This window comes from Chryseobacterium ginsengisoli, assembly GCF_039542325.1.
Classification (GTDB): Bacteria; Bacteroidota; Bacteroidia; order Flavobacteriales; family Weeksellaceae; genus Chryseobacterium; species Chryseobacterium ginsengisoli.
Genome location: NZ_BAABHX010000001.1, coordinates 165,209 through 182,965 on the forward strand (window position 1 = coordinate 165,209; position 17,757 = coordinate 182,965).

At 31.6% G+C, this 17,757-nt stretch carries 13 protein-coding genes and 1 tRNA gene; 5 read left to right on the forward strand and 9 right to left on the reverse strand.

The annotated features are described in order from the left end of the window. Position 1 precedes the first annotated feature (1 nt). The 5 genes from ABD940_RS00875 to ABD940_RS00895 form a co-directional block, all read right to left on the reverse strand. Positions 2-472, reverse strand: coding sequence for a hypothetical protein (locus tag ABD940_RS00875; RefSeq protein WP_345199705.1), 471 nt, complete (start codon positions 470-472; stop codon positions 2-4). Positions 473-488: 16 nt separating this feature from the next. Further along, the gene (locus tag ABD940_RS00880) at positions 489-1,016 is read right to left on the reverse strand and encodes a hypothetical protein (RefSeq protein ID WP_345199706.1); all 528 of its coding nucleotides are present in this window, start codon (positions 1,014-1,016) and stop codon (positions 489-491) included. A gap of 7 nt (positions 1,017-1,023) precedes the next feature. Next, positions 1,024-1,479 (reverse strand): DUF1569 domain-containing protein, encoded by a 456-nt coding sequence (locus tag ABD940_RS00885; RefSeq protein WP_345199708.1) that lies wholly within the window; start codon positions 1,477-1,479, stop codon positions 1,024-1,026. Between the two features lie 299 nt (positions 1,480-1,778). Beyond that, on the reverse strand, positions 1,779-2,264 hold the full coding sequence (locus ABD940_RS00890; protein WP_345199710.1) for an ecotin family protein: 486 nt from the start codon (positions 2,262-2,264) through the stop codon (positions 1,779-1,781). A gap of 194 nt (positions 2,265-2,458) precedes the next feature. Further along, complete coding sequence (locus ABD940_RS00895) at positions 2,459-8,341, reverse strand: alpha-2-macroglobulin family protein (protein WP_345199712.1); 5,883 nt, start codon at positions 8,339-8,341, stop codon at positions 2,459-2,461. A gap of 18 nt (positions 8,342-8,359) precedes the next feature. Here ABD940_RS00895 and ABD940_RS00900 point away from each other — a divergent pair, with 18 nt between their 5' ends. The 3 genes from ABD940_RS00900 to ABD940_RS00910 are packed head-to-tail and all read left to right on the forward strand — an operon-like array spanning position 8,360 to position 10,496. Further along, positions 8,360-9,115, forward strand: a complete 756-nt coding sequence (locus tag ABD940_RS00900; protein ID WP_345199713.1) for a UbiA prenyltransferase family protein — start codon at positions 8,360-8,362, stop codon at positions 9,113-9,115. A 3-nt stretch (positions 9,116-9,118) separates the two neighbouring features. Further along, complete coding sequence (gene recF / locus ABD940_RS00905) at positions 9,119-10,198, forward strand: DNA replication/repair protein RecF (RefSeq protein ID WP_345199714.1); 1,080 nt, start codon at positions 9,119-9,121, stop codon at positions 10,196-10,198. A gap of 1 nt (position 10,199) precedes the next feature. After that, positions 10,200-10,496, forward strand: a complete 297-nt coding sequence (locus ABD940_RS00910) for a hypothetical protein (RefSeq protein WP_345199716.1) — start codon at positions 10,200-10,202, stop codon at positions 10,494-10,496. Here the strand turns inward: ABD940_RS00910 and ABD940_RS00915 are convergent. The 3 genes from ABD940_RS00915 to ABD940_RS00925 are packed head-to-tail and all read right to left on the reverse strand — an operon-like array spanning position 10,474 to position 14,251. Further along, a complete protein-coding gene (locus ABD940_RS00915; protein WP_345199717.1) occupies positions 10,474-12,504 on the reverse strand; it encodes a recombinase in 2,031 nt (676 codons plus the stop codon). The genes ABD940_RS00910 and ABD940_RS00915 overlap by 23 nt on opposite strands. Before the next feature lie 13 nt (positions 12,505-12,517). After that, positions 12,518-13,162 (reverse strand): monofunctional biosynthetic peptidoglycan transglycosylase, encoded by a 645-nt coding sequence (mtgA, locus tag ABD940_RS00920; RefSeq protein ID WP_345199719.1) that lies wholly within the window; start codon positions 13,160-13,162, stop codon positions 12,518-12,520. Between the two features lie 42 nt (positions 13,163-13,204). Further along, positions 13,205-14,251, reverse strand: a complete 1,047-nt coding sequence (locus ABD940_RS00925; RefSeq protein WP_345199720.1) for an ABC transporter substrate-binding protein — start codon at positions 14,249-14,251, stop codon at positions 13,205-13,207. Between the two features lie 60 nt (positions 14,252-14,311). On the opposite strand from ABD940_RS00925, the gene ABD940_RS00930 reads away from it, so the two are divergent. Further along, a tRNA-Arg gene (locus ABD940_RS00930) sits at positions 14,312-14,388 on the forward strand. 205 nt (positions 14,389-14,593) lie between these two features. On the opposite strand, the gene ABD940_RS00935 is transcribed toward ABD940_RS00930, so the two are convergent. Then, positions 14,594-15,634 (reverse strand): LamG-like jellyroll fold domain-containing protein, encoded by a 1,041-nt coding sequence (locus tag ABD940_RS00935; protein WP_345199721.1) that lies wholly within the window; start codon positions 15,632-15,634, stop codon positions 14,594-14,596. A gap of 132 nt (positions 15,635-15,766) precedes the next feature. Between ABD940_RS00935 and ABD940_RS00940 the strand changes: the two genes are divergently transcribed. Further along, complete coding sequence (locus tag ABD940_RS00940) at positions 15,767-17,755, forward strand: tetratricopeptide repeat-containing sensor histidine kinase (protein WP_345199722.1); 1,989 nt, start codon at positions 15,767-15,769, stop codon at positions 17,753-17,755. The last annotated feature ends 2 nt before the right edge of the window (positions 17,756-17,757 follow it).

Consider the following 17,757-nt stretch of genomic DNA (forward strand, 5'->3'; position numbering starts at 1 on the left):
ATTATTGATTTTTAATACGAGTTTTAAAGTCTAAAGTTCCGTCGTAGCTTTTCCAGTCACCAATTAATTCAATATATTGAGCTTCCACTTTTTCGGTTTCTTTGTTCCATCGGAAAGTATAAATAAATCTGCCTTTGAAAATCCCGGAATGCTTTCCTTTATTTTCTTCAGCAAATTCGTATTCACCGAAGACAGTGCCTTTTTTCTTGGCATCTTTATATTTGGTAATCGTAAGTGTTCCTTCAAATTTTGTGTAATTCTTATCTACCAAAGTATATCCTGAAACGAAATATTCCTGGTCATTTTTTTTATTCTGTTCCGAAATATTAATCTTCAGTTTGATTTCCTGATCTTTATTTCCGATCGTTCCGCTGTAAGCCTTACTGTTATTCAGCCAAACATTTGAAATATTTGGCATTTGCGCGAAAATAAAGTTTGAAATGAGAACAAGGAATAATAAAAGTTTTTTCATGTGCGTTTTAAGGTTTTTATTTAAATATAACTTTAGAAATATCTGTCGGAACAAAATTTGCCCACCAAACATCAAAATCCAAAGTATCAGAATAATTTTTCCATTTACCTTTGAAAGTAACTGTTGCTTTACTCTCTTTTGTTATCTTTTTTAAGGTCTGAATTCTCAGTTTTCCTTTAAACTCTCCTGAATGTTTGTCTGAACCTAATTCTTTCATCGTGAAATCTGCAAAAACAAGCATATCGTTCGGTTCATTATTTACATTATATTTTTGAGTGAAAATAATTTCTCCGGAAAAATCTGACTTATTTCCTTCTACATCAGAATAACCAGAGATGAAATACTGCTCTTTTTTATTAGGATTTTTCGTTGCTTTTTGAATTCTTAATTGAATAACCGTCTTACTTGTTGAAATTTCTCCATAAAAAGGTGTTTCATAATTCATTAAAAACGCGCTGAAATCTTCATCTTTTAAAGGAAATTCTTTCACCTGCCCGAAAGAAAATGAAAATGCAAAAAGTAAAAAGAACAGAACTTTTTTCATACCAATATTAAACTCCAAATTGAGCCAAATGATGATTCAAATGTTTTGCAAACATATTGTTCCATTCTTTAGCTTTCAGTTTTCCGAAAGAAAAAGATTCTTTTCCATCAAAAGCTGCAGTTCCCAACTGTTGAGTTTTTTGGATAAAACCAATCAGTCTCTTTTTTTCATCTTCAAAATTTTTCCTGTCCGAAACAATAAACTGAGGCGCCGTTGGTCCGTTCTGCGAGTAAACTTTCTCACCAACAACTTTAGATTTTACAAAAGCTTTTAAAATAAACTTTGCAATAGCTCCTGGTTTTTTGTGCTTTTCAGGTTCATAAACCATCTCATAGGACACATTGCAATGCGCCAACATCTGATCCACCATCATTTTTCCCCACAATCCTTTTGTTTCTGGAGTAAGGTTATTTATCCTATCAATGTAATTCTGAGCATCTTTAGCATCAAAAACGTTTTCCATAGTCTATTTAATTGTTAAAAAACAAATATATTAGTTTTTTCTTATCATTTTTCATCATTTATTAAAAAGAATTTAATTCACTAAAATTCAAATAATTGCGAGTCATATTTTCAAATTATCAATCGTGAATTGTATTCTATTATTTTTTATGATACTATAAATTAGAAATTTATTTTCGATTGATTTTTTCTATTAATTTTCTCTTACTTATAATTTTCTAAAATATTAAAAAGCAAATCTTAATCAACAAAAAAACTCCTTACAAATGTGAGGAGTTTTATATCTAAAATTAATTCAAATTATCTTTGAACAGCTTTCTTCATTACATCCGGACGAAGAACTCTGTATCGAACTTCCATATCTTTAGGAATATAAAAAACCAGCGGTAATTTACTGTTGTATCTTACCGTTTCAGGTTGAAGAGAGACAAATTTTTTGGTCAGTTTTTGATCCGGACAAGCCATTAATGTTCCACCAGTTTCCCCTTTTGACTCTACCTCATAATAATTGTAACCCCAACCTTGAAGATCCTGATTATTCATTTTTCCTATAAGGAAATGTTTATTACAATCTAACATTTTTTCTTCTCCGACAAAAAATTCTACCTTAAGATCATTTTCGTTTTTTGCAATCGGAAGCTGAACATAAACTTGTTTAAAACCCTCTTTTGCTTTTGGAAACATTTCAATCTGCAATTTCTCAAACTTTTCAGTTTTCTTTTGAGCGAAAGCATTTACTCCGACAAACATGATCAATCCCGCAATAATTTTTTTTGAAAATTTCATATTTTTTGTATTTACATTTTACAAATTCCTTAAAGCCAAAAATCATTCCAAACTAAACAAATGTTTAATTTAATATTTGATATTAAGAGTTATTTTAATTTAAAATTCACTTATAAATATCACGAAATCTTCATATTATATCATAAAAAAACTGCAGTAATCTTACTGCAGTTTTTTGCTCATTTATAAATTTATCATTCTAAAATCATCACATTAGTTCCTTTCGTATGCGCATTCATCTGTGGTGCGTAATAATTCTGCATCGTTGTAATTCCATTCGAGAATTTCCCTGAAGCATTCGTAACATAATCATATTCAAATACATATTTTCCTTTCGGCATATTTTCGATATAGAAATTTGTAGAAGCATCTTTCGTCGATTGATAATACCCTAAATTATTTTTCCACTGATACCCCGAAAGTACATCAACCGGCTCAAATCCCGCCGCTCTCATGTCTTTGATATGAATAAATTCCATCGGACGGTCTGTATTCAGAATCATTCTTACAGTCACTTTATCACCAACTTTCAATGGCGTTTCGGAAGAGATTTTCTGCAATTCCTCACCATTTACCGTTTTGATTTTTTTGTACAATTCTTTCGTTATGGATATGTAATTCTCAGAAGATTTTATTTTATCCAGATCTTCATAATATTGCCAGAATAATCCTCCCTGAACAATTCCCGCTCCCGGTTTTGTTACGGTAACTGTTGCTAAATTTTTATCTAAAACATCCGTTTTCACAGTAGATTTTACATAGCCTGTTGCCTGAGTTTCAGGTTTTAATTCTTTTCCGCCCCAAACAATGGTTGCTTTGTCACTTTCCGCGCTCGTCCATGATTTTCCTGAATTTAAAATCGTAAAAATCACTTCCGAAGTTCCTCTCGAGCTTCCCCATGAATTCACTTCTTTCTGCGTGATCAGCCAGATTTTCATGTCTTCGATAAATTTTTGATCGTTTGGTTTCAATTTGTTAAAAGCTTCCAAAGCTCCTGCATGATTCACCACTTTTGAGCTGAACCAACCCCAATCATCAAGGTTTTGTTTCCAGTAAACGCCCTGAGTTTTTGAATCTACAGAAGTTTCTTTTAAGTAAGCCATTAATTTATCTGAAACATCTTTCAACCCATAGTCATTCATTAATAAAGCTGCGCGATGCAATCCGAAGAAAGTAAAATCTGTAAGTTTTGCTGTTTTTGCTTTTTGTTTTACTAATGATTTTAAAGTTACACCTTTTCCTTTTAATGGATATTGTTTTTCCCAGTAATTTCGGGTATTAAGATAATCTAATGTCCAATTTGTCCAGATGTTTTTTTCTTTAACATCCCAATATTTATTGATCTCATTATCTACATATTTTACCAAATTGGCAATCAATTCATTCTGTTCTGAACTTTGATAATCTTTCACATTATCTTTTAACCAAGAATTGATTTTTCCTAAATTTTTCAATATATACAAAGAAGTTCCGTAAGAACTCGGATAACCTTGATACCATGAGAAACCGCCATCAGGATTTTGAAGTTTTTTGAAATCATCCCAATCCTGATTGATAGAATTTTTCATCGAATTCACATCAAACAACAATGCCAGTTTCTCCATTTGCTCTGTTTCGTTTTTACTTTCCAAAACCCATGGAGTTTCTTCCAGCAACAGTTGTTTTAATTCCTGATTTTTTTCAAGATTTGAGTTTAATAATCCTTTACTCTGATATTCTTCGAAAACGGTTTTCATTTTCGGATTTGCTTTAAAAATTTCTGAAGCTAAAACATCGGCAAACCATTTATTGAAGATCACATCGGCAGAATTATTCTGGTCATTTTTCAAACTTGGAAGCGCAAACATGATTTCCCAAATCGGATTCGTCGTCAGTTCCAATGTATTTGAAACATTGGAAATCGTTGTCGAAGTTGCATTTTTAAGATTTTCCAGTTCGAAAGTTTTGGTTTCACCTTCTTTCACTAAAACCGGAACTGCATCTGTTACGAGCATTCTGTTGGGTAAAACGGCAACTCCTTTTTGTTCACCATCGGAATATTGTCCGGCTTTTGCAACAACTTTTAAAATAATCGAGGAAACGTTATTCGGAACTTTTATTTTCCAAGTTAAAGATGAGTTTCCGTTTTCATTTAAATCAAAGTTTTGAATGCTTGAATTTAAACCAAATTTCGACGAAATATCTTCGTTTGTAAAAGCGTCCAAAATCTGTAAACTTGCCGAACCGTTTAATTTTTTGCTCGTTAAATTGGAAAGTTTTGACTGAAGATTCAATTCATCGCCTTCTCTTAAAAATCTTGGATAATTCGGTGTTACTGAGAATTCTTTCTGAGTTACTACTTCTTTTTCCAACGTTGCCGCTCTTGCATCTTTTGTGTGAGCCAAGAACATTAATTTCCATTTTGTCAAAGCTTCCGGTGAAGTGAATTCGAAGCTTACGTTTCCTTCGGAATCGGTTTTTAAATCAGGGTAGAAGAAGGCGGTTTCGTTTAAGTTTTGGCGAACTTGAACCTTACCTAACACTTTTTCTGGTGCCGTTTCAACTTTTGGAGCTTTTACAGGTTCCGGAACAACATTTTGAATAACAGCTATTTTATCCTCTGTAACAGCTACTTTCATTGCCATACTTGCTTTTACTCTTCCTATTGGCGGCGGCGGCGGACTATATCCTGCAGCTTTCACTCCTTCCTGATTAACCAAACCTATACTTGTCTCAATAGCATTTCCGCTCACCCATAATACACTTCCATCATACCAATTAAAGATAGGAACTTCAACCTGTTTTCCATCAGCATACTCTAATCTTTTCTGATAATATTTTTGAAGGAGATATAGTCTCATTTCATAAGATGTTATGATTGAAGTTGGAGCATATAAACTGTACCAATTGAATGTATTGACAGCAAATTTATCCAAAGACATATCATACATATTTGCTAAAACTTCTGCATTGATTTTTTCTTTATCGTTTCCTAACACTTTTACAGACCATTTTTCTTTCGAATTCGGCTGAATTTTATCTCTGAAAGTAACGGTTTCTATTTTCAACGGCTGTTCAGAATCTTTTATGGCAAGATTTACAGATCTTGTCTGAACATCATTAAAAGCAACAACCTGAAACTGAACATTCAAAGTCTGTACATTTTTATCTTTCGGAATATCTGTTGTATATTCTAAAATTCCATTTTTAAATTGATGAACTTCTGAAACCGTTTTTCCAGATCCGTCCTGAATAAAAATATTCAGTAAAGTATTCGGAATTGAACAATAGATAGTAAATATAGCCTTCTCTCCTCTTGTAAACTCCTTTTTAGGCTCTAAAACTGTAAGGAAAGTTTTTTGATTTGTATTTAAAGAACTTTTATTCCAAACACTAAAATTCTGCACGGTTTTTATCGTGTCTTTACCTTCAATATTATACAATTCAAGTTGATAATCTCCAGCTTCTAATCTTCCTAAATCCAAATCTTCAGAAGATTCAGTTTTAGTGGAAATTATTTTTGATTTCCAGTTTTTTGGATCATCATTTTTATCGTAAAGGTCATGTGGAAATTTGCTGATAAATTCTTCTTTTGAGAATTTTGGCAAATCCTGAACTTCCGATTTAAAATTATTTCTGAAAATTCTGTCAGGCGATTCTAATTTTGATAGTTTTACCTGATAAGATTTTTTAAGAAGCTGTTCGTTGTAATTTTTGGTTTCAACTTTTAATTTTATATTTTCGTCTGAGAAGATATTTTCTATTCCTTCAGCTTGTATATAATGAGAAACCGAAGCTACTTTCAACTCTGTATGGGCTATTTGTGTTTCTCCGTTGATGTCTGTAACAGAAGCATTTATTTCATAATTATCGATCTGAATTCCGTCTAATTTTTCATCTTTTTTAAGATCAAGTTTAATTGTAAATTCTCCTTTTTCATTCGTTTTTACGTCTCCTAAAACAGAATTTTCATTGTCGTCATTTTGTGGATACCAACTAAAATATCTCCAGCGGATATTATGTTTTCTGATTTCATAACTTACCGTCGTATTACTCAAGGCAACACCTGAAAACATCATTGCTTTACCTTTTAATTCGATAGTTTGACCGTATTTATATTCTTCTTTTACAGGATCAAAAGTCACTTCAAATTTTGGTCTTTTGTATTCCTCAACTCTAAAATTATGATATCCGTCATTTTCATCAGTTCTCAGATAAAATGTTCCGTTCAATTTACCTTTTGGAAGAATAAAGCTTCCGTGATAAGAACCGAATTCGTTGGTTGTAAAAGTCTGAGAGGAAACTTCCTGACCGTTTGTATCTGTTAACGTTATTTTTTGTTTAATTCCTGAAACAACAGATTCAATTTCTTTATCACGACTTGTATTAATTACTTTAAAATAAACCGTTTGACCGGGTCTGTAGATCGCTCTGTCTGTAAAAATCTGAGCTTTACTACGTTTGGTTTCTTTATTTTGATCATTATTACTAACTCTGCTTCCATACATTTCCATGATCTGAAAGTCGTTTGTTTTTGGCTGTCGGATCAGGAAAGTTCTGTAATAATATTTACTTGCTGTAGTTGGAAACGTGAAAACTCCCTTTTCATTTGTTTTTCCATCTACTTTAGTTAAAGTTTTATTAGAAACAAATTCATAAAATGTAAGATTTTCATTAATAACAGGTTTTCCGTTTTCGCTGTTGACTAATTTCAGTTCATTTGACAATTGATTTCTGTCAGTTTTCGTCTGATAAATAATTCTATTGTCTGAAACCAGAAAATAAAAATCTTTTTCAGCTTCAGCATCTTTATCGCTTATTCCGACCACAGAATATTCGGCAAGGTAAATTCCGGACGGAAGAGGTTTTATTTCTAAAGATGTTTTATGAGTTTGAAAATCTTTAAGGTCATTTAATTTATAAATTTCTTTTTTAATAAGATTTTTTTTAACCTTAGTAAATGTATTAGGATAAGAATTTTTGGCATATTGTAAAAATGATGTCAAATCATCTTTCACTTCATAAATATTAATTGAAAAAGCAGAAACGTTTTTATACTCTGCAACAAAATGAATCGGCATATTGCTTTGCGTCTGCTGTTCATATTTAATGTTTAAAGAAGGATTCAGGATCTGATCTTCTTTATTTTTAATATTGCCGATAAAAGCTGATTTTGGATATTGCGTTTTTGCCTGATTTGCAATTTCAAGAGCTGCTTTTTCTTTCTTTTGAGCAATCAGTTGTTCCATGATGTCATCCATGATCAAAACTTTATAATCGCCCTCCGTTTCATATTTTAGGAGATTTTGAAGCTGTACCAACTTATCTTTACAATGATTAAAATCACAGTTATCCTGCAACTTTTTATGCATGAAATATAATTTGGAATTCCCCTTATTCTGAGAAATCAGTTCATCAAAAATACTATTGATCTCAGTGCGATTTGTTTCTAATTCATTTTTGGTAAAAAGATCATTATCAGAAATAAATGTGCTTTTCTTTATCAAATACCAATCCAGTAAAGTCGGGAAATACGATATATATTCATCGTATGAAAAAGCATCTTCATATTTTTTAAGAGAAATCTTTCTCATTTCAGCCTTTAGCTGATCAAGTTCCTGATAGTTTTTATTTAAATAATTTTTAAAATCAAGCTTACTCCATGTTTCAATTTGAGAAATATCCTGAGAATTTATATTGGTTCGCTGTCCAATTTCCCATGAATGTTCATTATAATAATCCAGAAAAAAAGTATTAACTAAAACACTAAATACAACTCTTTCTTCTCCTTTCAATTCTTTTTGTACACCCTGTAGTTTTTTGAAAAACTGAGATACAGAGTCATTATCCTCATCATCATTTATGTAATTTATTGTAGTAAATTCAGCCTTTAAAGACCGAATAAGCTGTAAAACATTATTATCTTTCATAGCCTGTTTTTGTATTCCTAAAATAATCGGAAGGTTAGATTTATAAATTCCTTTTTTAGAACTTTCAGCCACTTTCTTCCATTGCTCGTCGTAATATTTCTGAGCAAAAACCGCCGAAAAATTCAGCAGGAGAAGCAAAAGCATAAAAATCTTGGAAAATCTTTTCATATATGTTATTTTTGATAAATGAATTTCTTAAAAATACTGAAAAAATCTGTCATTGACAGCCAACTTTACGTATCCTTAACAGGAACCCTTTTTGCAGTATTTTTCATGGAGGAGCAAAACACGTTCCGTTATCCGACCATGTTCCTGATTTTCATTACTTATTTCAGCGGATACCTTTATACCAAATACCAAAAGACTAAGCATTTTTTTAAAATCGTACTTCTGAATATTATTGCAGGAATCATTTGTGCATTTTTAATCATTCACAATCATAATGAAATACGGCTGATAAAATGGTTTGTTATCGTTGTTTTAGGATTATTGTATAACAGCTTTTTTTTAGATCTGTATATCCGTAAAATTCCTTTATTAAAAGTATTTTACGTTGGCTTAGTATGGGGTTTGATGAATTGTTGGCTTACGCTGCCGGAATTTAATTTTCCAATCTTTTTCATCAGTTTCTTTTTCATTACCGCATTGGTTTTACCTTTTGATATTCGCGACATGAAAGTTGATACAGTAAAAACTTTTCCTACGATTATCGGAGTTCAGAATACAAAATATATCGCTTATTTATTAATTTTCGTAAGTAACATTCTTTCAGCCTGTTATTTGGACTTAAATTATTCTGTTGCATTTTTTCTCTCCAGTATTCCTACCTATATTTTTATTTACTTTTCTGAAAATGAGAGGAATGACGCTTACTTTTCATTTGGTGTAGAAACCTGTTCTGCACTTCCTTTTTTATTTTTATTAATAATGGAGTATTTTTGACAAATGAATATTAAGAAACTTTCCCTGTACAATTTCAAAAACCATTCTGAAAAAAAATTTGAATTTTCTCCGCAAATCAATTGTTTTGTGGGAAATAACGGCGTGGGAAAAACTAATATTCTGGATGCTCTTCATTATCTATCGGTTGGAAAAAGTTTTTTGGGAAATACAGACCTTAATAACATCAAAAAAGATGAAGATTTTTTCACTATTGATGCTGAAATTCAGAATGATGACAGCGAAGACAATATTAAAATCCTCCAACCCAAAGAAGCCAAAAAAGTCATTAAAAAAAACGATAAAAGCTATGACAGAATGGCGGATCATATCGGATATTTGCCAAGCGTGATGATTTCTCCGTATGATTCTAATTTGATTTCTGATTCGGGAGAAAGCCGAAGAAAATTTTTGGATTCAATGATTTCTCAGACTGATTCTGAGTATCTTTTTGATTTAATTCAGTATCAAAAAACGATTCTGCAGAGAAATGCCTTATTGAAATATTTCGCTAAAAACAGAGTCTGGGACAAAGATTCTTTGGAGATCTATGATGATCCGATTACAAGATTCGGTACAAAAATTTTTGTTAAAAGAAAGAATTTTGTTGAAAAATTAAACCCGATCGTTAAAAATTTTTATCAGATCATTTCAGGAGGAAAAGAAACTGTTTCTGTTATTTATGAATCACATTTGCTTGAAAATTCTTTTGAAAATTTACTAAAAGAGAGTCTGGAAAAAGACAGAATGCTGACTTACACCTCAAAAGGAATTCACAAAGATGATCTTCTTTTTGAAATGGATTCGGTTTTAATTAAAAAAATCGGTTCACAAGGACAGCAAAAATCGTTTTTAATTTCTTTAAAATTAGCGCAAATGAGCCTGATAAAAGAATTAACAAACAAAACCCCGATTCTTTTACTTGATGATATTTTTGACAAATTAGATGACAGTCGCGTTTCTCAATTAATTGAGTTGGTGAATCAGGAAAATTTTGGACAAATTTTCATTACAGATACGCATAGAGAACGTACGGAAAGCGTTGTGAAAAAGATTAATGAAGAAAGTATAATTTTTGAAATTTAAGATGAGAAAAAATAAAAAACGCGAATTCCAATCCTCTGAACTTGTAAAATCTTTTGCGAGAATTCATGGTTTTGAGCATAAATTAGTAGCTTTTGAAATTAAAGATTTTCTTGAAGAATATCTTGACGAAAGCCTTTTCAGTGAAATTCAAAGTGTAAATATTGAAAATAAATGTGTTATTATAAAAATCAATTCACCTTTACTGAAGCATGATTTTCAGATGCGCAAAAGTTTTTATCTGAAAAAATTTCAGGATAAATTCGGTGATGATAAATTTAATGATCTTCAGATTTTGTAGATATTGTACTGTTCATCAAATCATCCGCTTTTTTATCTAATCCGGATCTTAACGGAAGGAAAAATTTTAATGGATGTTTGGTAAAATACCTGAAAATTTCCTTATAAATTTCACTTACCTGTCCGAAATTCAACTTTCTTGATCTGAAAGCTAAAAACATGGATAAGCTAAAACTTACTAAAAAGTTAAAAAATCCTATTAAGAAAACCGTTATAAAAGAGATCCAAAAAGTATAAGAATCAACTGAAAAATCTTTTCCGTAAAGCCCAATCGCAAAATTTCCGGCAGCAAAGGTAATGTGACGAATATCCAAATCTAAACCGAAGAATAATCCAACGGGAGCTGTCGCGCCAAGAAAAACACCAAACCAGAAATTTGAAACAATTCCGGGCCAGTTTTTAGCATAATATTTAGATAAACCTTTTGCAAACTTTTTCCCGAATAATCTGCTGATCGAAAGATTTTTTGCAATTCTTTCCGGAATCTGATAAAAAACAGAATTATTCCCGATATTCCCTGAAATAATTCCTGAAATAAAAAGATAAAATCCCGCAATACTTGCATGAAGAATCGCCTTTGATTTAAACGGATCTAAATCTTTTAACAGTTTATCTGATCTTTCAACCGCTAAATTTTGCGAGAAAAATACGTCTAAACCGTAAATTATCAACAAAGCAACAGGAAATGAAAGTAAAACATTACCAACAAATGCGATAAACTGACTTCGAAATAATTTGGAAACCAAATGCGCAAATTCTGTGTTGTTGCTTCTTATATTTCCCTCTTCCGATAAAACCTTTGTCATCGTCGCAGCCGTCATTGCAGGCTGTTTTGTTGCTAAAGTGAAACTCATTAAATAGATCATCACAAATCCCATCGCATAATTCATCGAATACAAAAATGCATGCGAAAAATCGCTTCCGGGAACATATCCGTACAACATTTTCAATACACATAAGGCTCCAACAATAATTCCGCCTCCACTTGCTTTATAAAACATCGTCATGTATTCCTTCCGTGTGGAAGTGATGTAATGCGTTCCGGTTTCTGCGGTGTGATTCGTGATCAGATGCGAGATCAGTCTCGTACTGTCATTGATTAAATCTGAAATATTATTTTTATGAGATTTATATCTTAAAACACTAAAAACTAATTGCTTAGAATTAATTAAAACATCTTCCTCCTTGTCAATAACGAACAACTGAATAATTTCATAAATTCTTTGAATTTGCTGGCGGATTTTTAAAAGTGACTGATTAATTTTCCCCGAAATTCCATATTTAGAAGAATTTTTAAAAGAAATATTTACAAATTCCAAACATTGTTCTATATAGATCTTAATCTGTTTGTATCGGCTGTCTTTTGAATTCAGTTGAAGTTCAGAATTTTTTTCCAGTTCATCGGCAAGATTTTCCAGTTCATTTTGCAATGCCAAAAACGGATTTTCAAAATTTTTGTATTGAGGAGCCATTCTCACCACTTCTACTTCCATTGCAGCACCAGTGACACGCCAAGCGAGAATATTCATGGAAAAAAGCATCTCTTTCTTCACTCTCGGATCCAGAATAAAATCTGAAATCTCAAGGAGATCAAAAAATTCATTTACTTCATTTTCGGGAAGATTATGAAAATATTTGAGGTCTTTTTGGGGTCTTAAACTTACATTATCAATTAAATACCAAATCGTTTTTTCATTAACGACAGGTGGTAAAATTTTATTAAGAATCCTTTTTTTAAACTCGGGAACGAAAGCATTCTCAGATAAAATATTAGCTTCCGTCAAAGAAAGATTGAAAGGTCTTCCTTCAAAAATATGATGAATGTAATATTTAAAATTTTCAGTTAATTCAGGATTTTCCTTAAAAAAATCAAGTACATCTTTAAAATCATTTTTTTTTATCCCTTCCAAAAATTCGGCAAACGGCTCGAGAGAAAGGGTTTCATTCTTAAAAGAAAAATATTTTTTAAGATCAGATTTAAAGTTTGTACTGGAATGGAAGAATTTCATTAGTACAAATATACTACTTCAAACTTACATTCCTCATTTGTCTCATGATCCAGTTGTGTTTCTTTCTTAGATATGCTGATGGATTTTTGGGATCGTACTTCTTTGGATTTGGTAAAACAGCTGCAATCCAGGCTGCATCAGAAGCTGTAAGATCTTTCGAAGATTTCCCGAAATAGTACTGTGAAGCCGCTTCAACACCGAAAACTCCCTGTCCCATTTCAATAGAATTCAGATATCTTTCCAGAATAATATCTTTGTTCCAAACCTTTTCAATAATAAAAGTATAAACAGCTTCCAAACCTTTTCTCAACCAGCTTCTCCCCTGCCAAAGAAAGATATTTTTTGCTGTTTGCTGAGAAATTGTACTTCCGCCTCTTATTTTTTTGCCCTTTTCGTTATTTTTCATTGCTTTTTCAATCGCAGTATAATCAAAACCATCATGATTAAAGAATTTTTGATCTTCAGAAGCAATTACAGCCCTTTTAACATTATTTCCCATTTCGTCATAGGAAATATAATCTCTCTGTAATCTTCCGTATTCGAAAAGTCCACCGATCTGCGTCAATGTAATTGGCGGATTGAAAAATCTTCCCCAAACGATAAATACCACATTCAGGATCAGAACAATGAATATAATTTGTTTAATTTTTTTCCACATAATCTTGTAAAAAGGAATAGCAAAAATAAGCAAATAGTCTGATTATTGTAACTCTTTCATATAAGTTAACTGATAATCCGGCAACAATTCGGGATGAAAAATTTTAATATAGTCTTTTAAAACAAGGTCAGATCGTACCACACCGCTTTCAAAAAAGTCATTGGCTTTTGCCTTTTCTTTTCCAGTAATCACGTAAATTTTCCCTTTATTGAAAACATTCAATTTGCTGTAAAAAGGATTCATGCTCAGCATTTCTTTTTTTGAAACATGATTTCCCGCATTTACCCAATACTGAACGTCGTTTGATTTAGCAAAAACTTCTTCAAAGCTCATCGTTACGGCTTTTTCTTCATTATTTCCTTTTAAAACATAATTTGCATTAGCATCAGATATAAAATTTGCTACAGACGTTTTCCCACCCGGAAGATACCAAACATCACCATACATTTCATTGGCTAAAACTGTCGGTCTATTTTTTGACTTTAAAGCCAATTGTTTTAGTTCATTATAGTTTTTTTCTACTTCTTCATATTTGGTTTCCGCTTCTTTGTCTTTTCCAAAAAGTTTTCCAAAAAGCTTAATATAAGCCGTTTTCTCCAACGGTTTTTGCTCCATATATTCATCAAGGAAAATAACCTGAATTCCGTTGTTTTTTAATAATTGATAGGTATTATCAAAACTTGCGATATGATTTGTGAAAATAGCATCGGGCTTTAGTGATATAATTTTTTCAACATCATATTTTTGTTCACTTCCAACATTCTGAATTTTTCCTTCTTTTAATAAACTTTGAATTTTTTCAGAAAAAATATATTCCGGACTAGAAACTCCAATTACTAAATTTTCAGCTCCCAATTCTGAAATATATCCCGCCATACTTGCATTCAGTAAAATAATTTTCTTAAATGGAATCTGATTTTGCTTAAAATCATAAGTAAAATTTCCAGATTTTATATGCAAATCTCCATTTTCTTCTTTATACTGTACAAGATTTGAAACTGAAACAGCTTCAGTAGGCGAAATTTTTTGTTCTCTTTTACAAGACATTAGCGTCAAAAACGCGATTAATAGTAAAATTCTTGGTTTCATCTTTCAAAGAAAAGAAAAAAGTGCTATATTTGCAAACCTTTAAACGGTAAAAAAAACAACGGCCTCGTGGCGCAACTGAATAGCGCATCTGATTACGGCTCAGAAGGTTACAGGTTTGAATCCTGTCGAGGTCACCAAAAGCCAAATTGCGCCAACTGTCTTTAGTTGGCGCAATTTTTTTTAAAGATAGCTTTTAATAAAATTTCCCGTTCTGGAAGTATGAAAGTATAACCAACAAAAGCCATACCCACAACAATACTAGATCAGGTTGCCCAGAAATAGAATAATTTAATTAACATTTCTATTCTAAATTCATTACAAAGAAAATGAATTTCTACCGTCTTAATTTTTAATGACTTTTATTGTCTCAAGACCCTGTTCGGTTTTTACTCTAATCCAATAAGAAGCTGGAGTAAGAAATGACAAATTAATTTCTGCTTCAACGCTGTTTATTTTTTGTGTTATAACAGTTTGCCCTAAAAAGTTAATCACTTCAACTTTTAAAATGGGTTGTTGTGATGTCAGGAACAACTTATTTGTAGCAGGGTTAGGAAATAGTTTAAAATTATTCGTTGTTTTTTCTACTGAGGATACATTTAAATAAGTAGTGCAAGTAGTTCCGGTATTTATAATACTATTGCCAACCCAGTTAGAGAAGATTCCGTTTAAAGCAAAACCACTAAGAGCTCCATTGTAATTATTTCCACTGCTGTCTAGCAAGGTCGTTACGGAAGCATTATTTCCATTGGCTATGCCCTGATTAAATTTATAATATGCAATTAATCCTGCTACTGAACCGGGTAACTCACAGTTCATTGTGTTTGCTATTTCAGTGGGAGACAAAGCTCTATTCCAGATTCTTACTTCATCTATAGTTCCTTTGAAAAGATTGTCAGCATCGTTAAAGGCGCCTAATCTAACCATGTTTCCCTCATCAACTGGATCAACATCATTATTGGTATCTACTAATGCTCCATCTTTGTATAATTTCAGCGTTGTAGTCGCAGCGTCATAAGTTACTGCAACGTGATGCCAAGTATTAATCGACAATGGAACACTGTCTTCTACAGCAAACCAATCACCGTTATGCCCCGCAGAAATTTTACCGGAATTACTTACTGGTACCCAAAAAGCATGCAACCCATCAGAATCACCACCAGAGATAATGTTGTTGGGACTGTTTAAACTTTTCACATAAATCCACGCCTCTTTGGTGTAAGATACAGGCAAAATGTTTCCACAGCTTACATAATCATTTACACCGTCAAAATCTAACGCCGCTCCTTGCTGAGAAAATCCAACCTGGAAAATTAAAAGAAAACAGACAACCCAATTTTTTTGAAAATTTAGTTTGAATGGCATTAAAAGTAGTTTACTTTTCATAATAATAATTTTATTAATTAAGTCACAAAATTGTACTATTCTTCCGGAGATTCATACAAGGGGAAACCCCTGAATTGAAGATTGTATAATTTTCAATATCAGAAATTGATACATTTGTAGAAAAATAGATATATGCCTACGATTAAGAAAATAATATTCTTATTCATTACTTTTTTCACATTATCATGTAGAGAAAAAAAGGAAAATTTTTATTTTGAAAAAATAACTCCGCCAAAAGAAGAGCCTACAAAAATTTGGTTAAGAAAAAATGAAAACTATAATACGGATAAAGAACGTTACTTGAAAGTTTTTTTGGACTATTATCAAAGTAAAATTGCTAAAAGTAATTATTCGGACGCTTCCAAAATTCTGGATTTAGTGACTACAAAATTTGTTTATTATTATGATTTTGACCCTCGTCTTACCAAAGTTGTAAAAGAATTTGATGAAAGGTATAGAAGTGAATTACCACCCATAAAAACAATTTACATTGATAGTTATTATGGCAATTTAGAATTTGATAAAGACAATCTGAAAAAGGCTAAGAATTATTTTTTAAAAATTACAGCGTTAGAACCTGATGATTACAAAAGCTGTTACAAAATAGCCCGTGCTTATTATGATTTATCATATACCTATTTTGTTTTAGGGGATTTAAAAAACAGCATAGAAGCGAATGAAAAATCAAGAAACTACTCCATAAGAATCAGAGATCAGGAAAGTATAGCTTCTGTAGAGTCGAATTATATTAATATTTACAAAGCAAACGGTTCTTTTCAGAAGGCAGTCGCAAGTGCGGATGAAGTGATAAAAATATCTAAAGAAATCGGGAACACCTATGATTATTTTATGGGCAAATACAACAAATGTTCTGTTTATGGTTTCTTTAATAAGCATCAAGTGAAAAATAAATACATCCACGAAACTTACAAAGAATATATAGCCAGCAAATATGATAATGATGTACTTCTGCTTTGTATTTCTGATTACGAAATAGAAGCTTTAATTGAAGAAAACAAATTAAATGATGCTAAAACAGTTTTAGACAGAATAAAGCCTGTTGCAGAAAAAAATACCTCTCAAAACTGGCAAAAGGATTATCAGGCGACATTAGCTCTCTATCAAATCAATAAAGATGTAAAAACGTGTAACACAAAATATATAGAAAATTCACTGCCCAATTTGCTTGAGCATAAAAACTACGAAAGAGCCACCCTATTTTACGATGTTTTATTAGAAAAAGCAATTCAAAGCAGAAATCTGGACAAGGTTGTTTTTTATAATAATGAATTTTACCGCACAAAGGACAGTTTATCGAGCGCAAAAAGTAAGCTGATCAATTTAGAACTCGCAGCAAAATATGAAACTAAAGAAAAAGAGCAGGAAATTAAACTCCAGCAAAAAACAATTATCAATAAAAATGCTGTTATTTTGGCTTTAATACTTGTTTTTATTGCATTATTATTAGCAATTGTTATTTATTATTTAAAACAAAAACAAAAGAAATTATCTTTAGAAAAAGAACAATCATTGCAGTTTACTAAAAACCTTCTGGATAAAACCGAGGAAGAACGCAAAAGAATTGCATCTGACCTCCATGACAGCGTAAGTCATGAGCTACTGTCGCTTAAGCATTCGTTTGAAGTAAGCCAACTTCAGTTAAACGAAAAAGTGGATAGCATTATTAATGACATCAGAGCAATCAGCAGAAATTTACATCCCGTTTTGTTTGAAAAAATAGGACTCGAAGCCAGTTTGGAACAGTTCATAGAACGTATCCAAAATACACATCTTTTTATGATCTCATCCGAAATCCATTATCAGGATGGTCTCACGACTGAAAAAGAATTACAAATCTATAGAATTGTTCAGGAAGCTGTTTCAAATATTATAAAATACGCAGACGCTATCGCGGCAAAAGTAATTTTAACTGAAAATAAAGACACCGTTATTTTAGAAATTATGGATAACGGAAAAGGTTTTAATGTAAAGGAAACTCTGGAAAAAAAGGATGCTTTTGGCTTACACAATATGATAGAAAGAAGCAAAACAATTGGTGGGCAGGCTCTTATCACGTCAACTGATAAAGGCACAAAAATAATAGTTCAAATAAAAAAATAATA

What these genes read in the sequence shown, in the direction of transcription:
- ABD940_RS00910 (WP_345199716.1), top strand. Translation starts at nt 10,200, where the DNA reads ATGAGAAAAAATAAAAAACGCGAATTCCAATCCTCTGAACTTGTAAAA.
- ABD940_RS00895 (WP_345199712.1), bottom strand. Translation starts at nt 8,341, where the DNA reads ATGAAAAGATTTTCCAAGATTTTTATGCTTTTGCTTCTCCTGCTGAAT.
- ABD940_RS00885 (WP_345199708.1), bottom strand. Translation starts at nt 1,479, where the DNA reads ATGGAAAACGTTTTTGATGCTAAAGATGCTCAGAATTACATTGATAGG.
- recF (WP_345199714.1), top strand. Translation starts at nt 9,119, where the DNA reads ATGAATATTAAGAAACTTTCCCTGTACAATTTCAAAAACCATTCTGAA.
- ABD940_RS00890 (WP_345199710.1), bottom strand. Translation starts at nt 2,264, where the DNA reads ATGAAATTTTCAAAAAAAATTATTGCGGGATTGATCATGTTTGTCGGA.
- ABD940_RS00875 (WP_345199705.1), bottom strand. Translation starts at nt 472, where the DNA reads ATGAAAAAACTTTTATTATTCCTTGTTCTCATTTCAAACTTTATTTTC.
- ABD940_RS00925 (WP_345199720.1), bottom strand. Translation starts at nt 14,251, where the DNA reads ATGAAACCAAGAATTTTACTATTAATCGCGTTTTTGACGCTAATGTCT.
- ABD940_RS00900 (WP_345199713.1), top strand. Translation starts at nt 8,360, where the DNA reads ATGAATTTCTTAAAAATACTGAAAAAATCTGTCATTGACAGCCAACTT.
- ABD940_RS00915 (WP_345199717.1), bottom strand. Translation starts at nt 12,504, where the DNA reads ATGAAATTCTTCCATTCCAGTACAAACTTTAAATCTGATCTTAAAAAA.
- ABD940_RS00935 (WP_345199721.1), bottom strand. Translation starts at nt 15,634, where the DNA reads ATGAAAAGTAAACTACTTTTAATGCCATTCAAACTAAATTTTCAAAAA.
- ABD940_RS00940 (WP_345199722.1), top strand. Translation starts at nt 15,767, where the DNA reads ATGCCTACGATTAAGAAAATAATATTCTTATTCATTACTTTTTTCACA.
- mtgA (WP_345199719.1), bottom strand. Translation starts at nt 13,162, where the DNA reads ATGTGGAAAAAAATTAAACAAATTATATTCATTGTTCTGATCCTGAAT.
- ABD940_RS00880 (WP_345199706.1), bottom strand. Translation starts at nt 1,016, where the DNA reads ATGAAAAAAGTTCTGTTCTTTTTACTTTTTGCATTTTCATTTTCTTTC.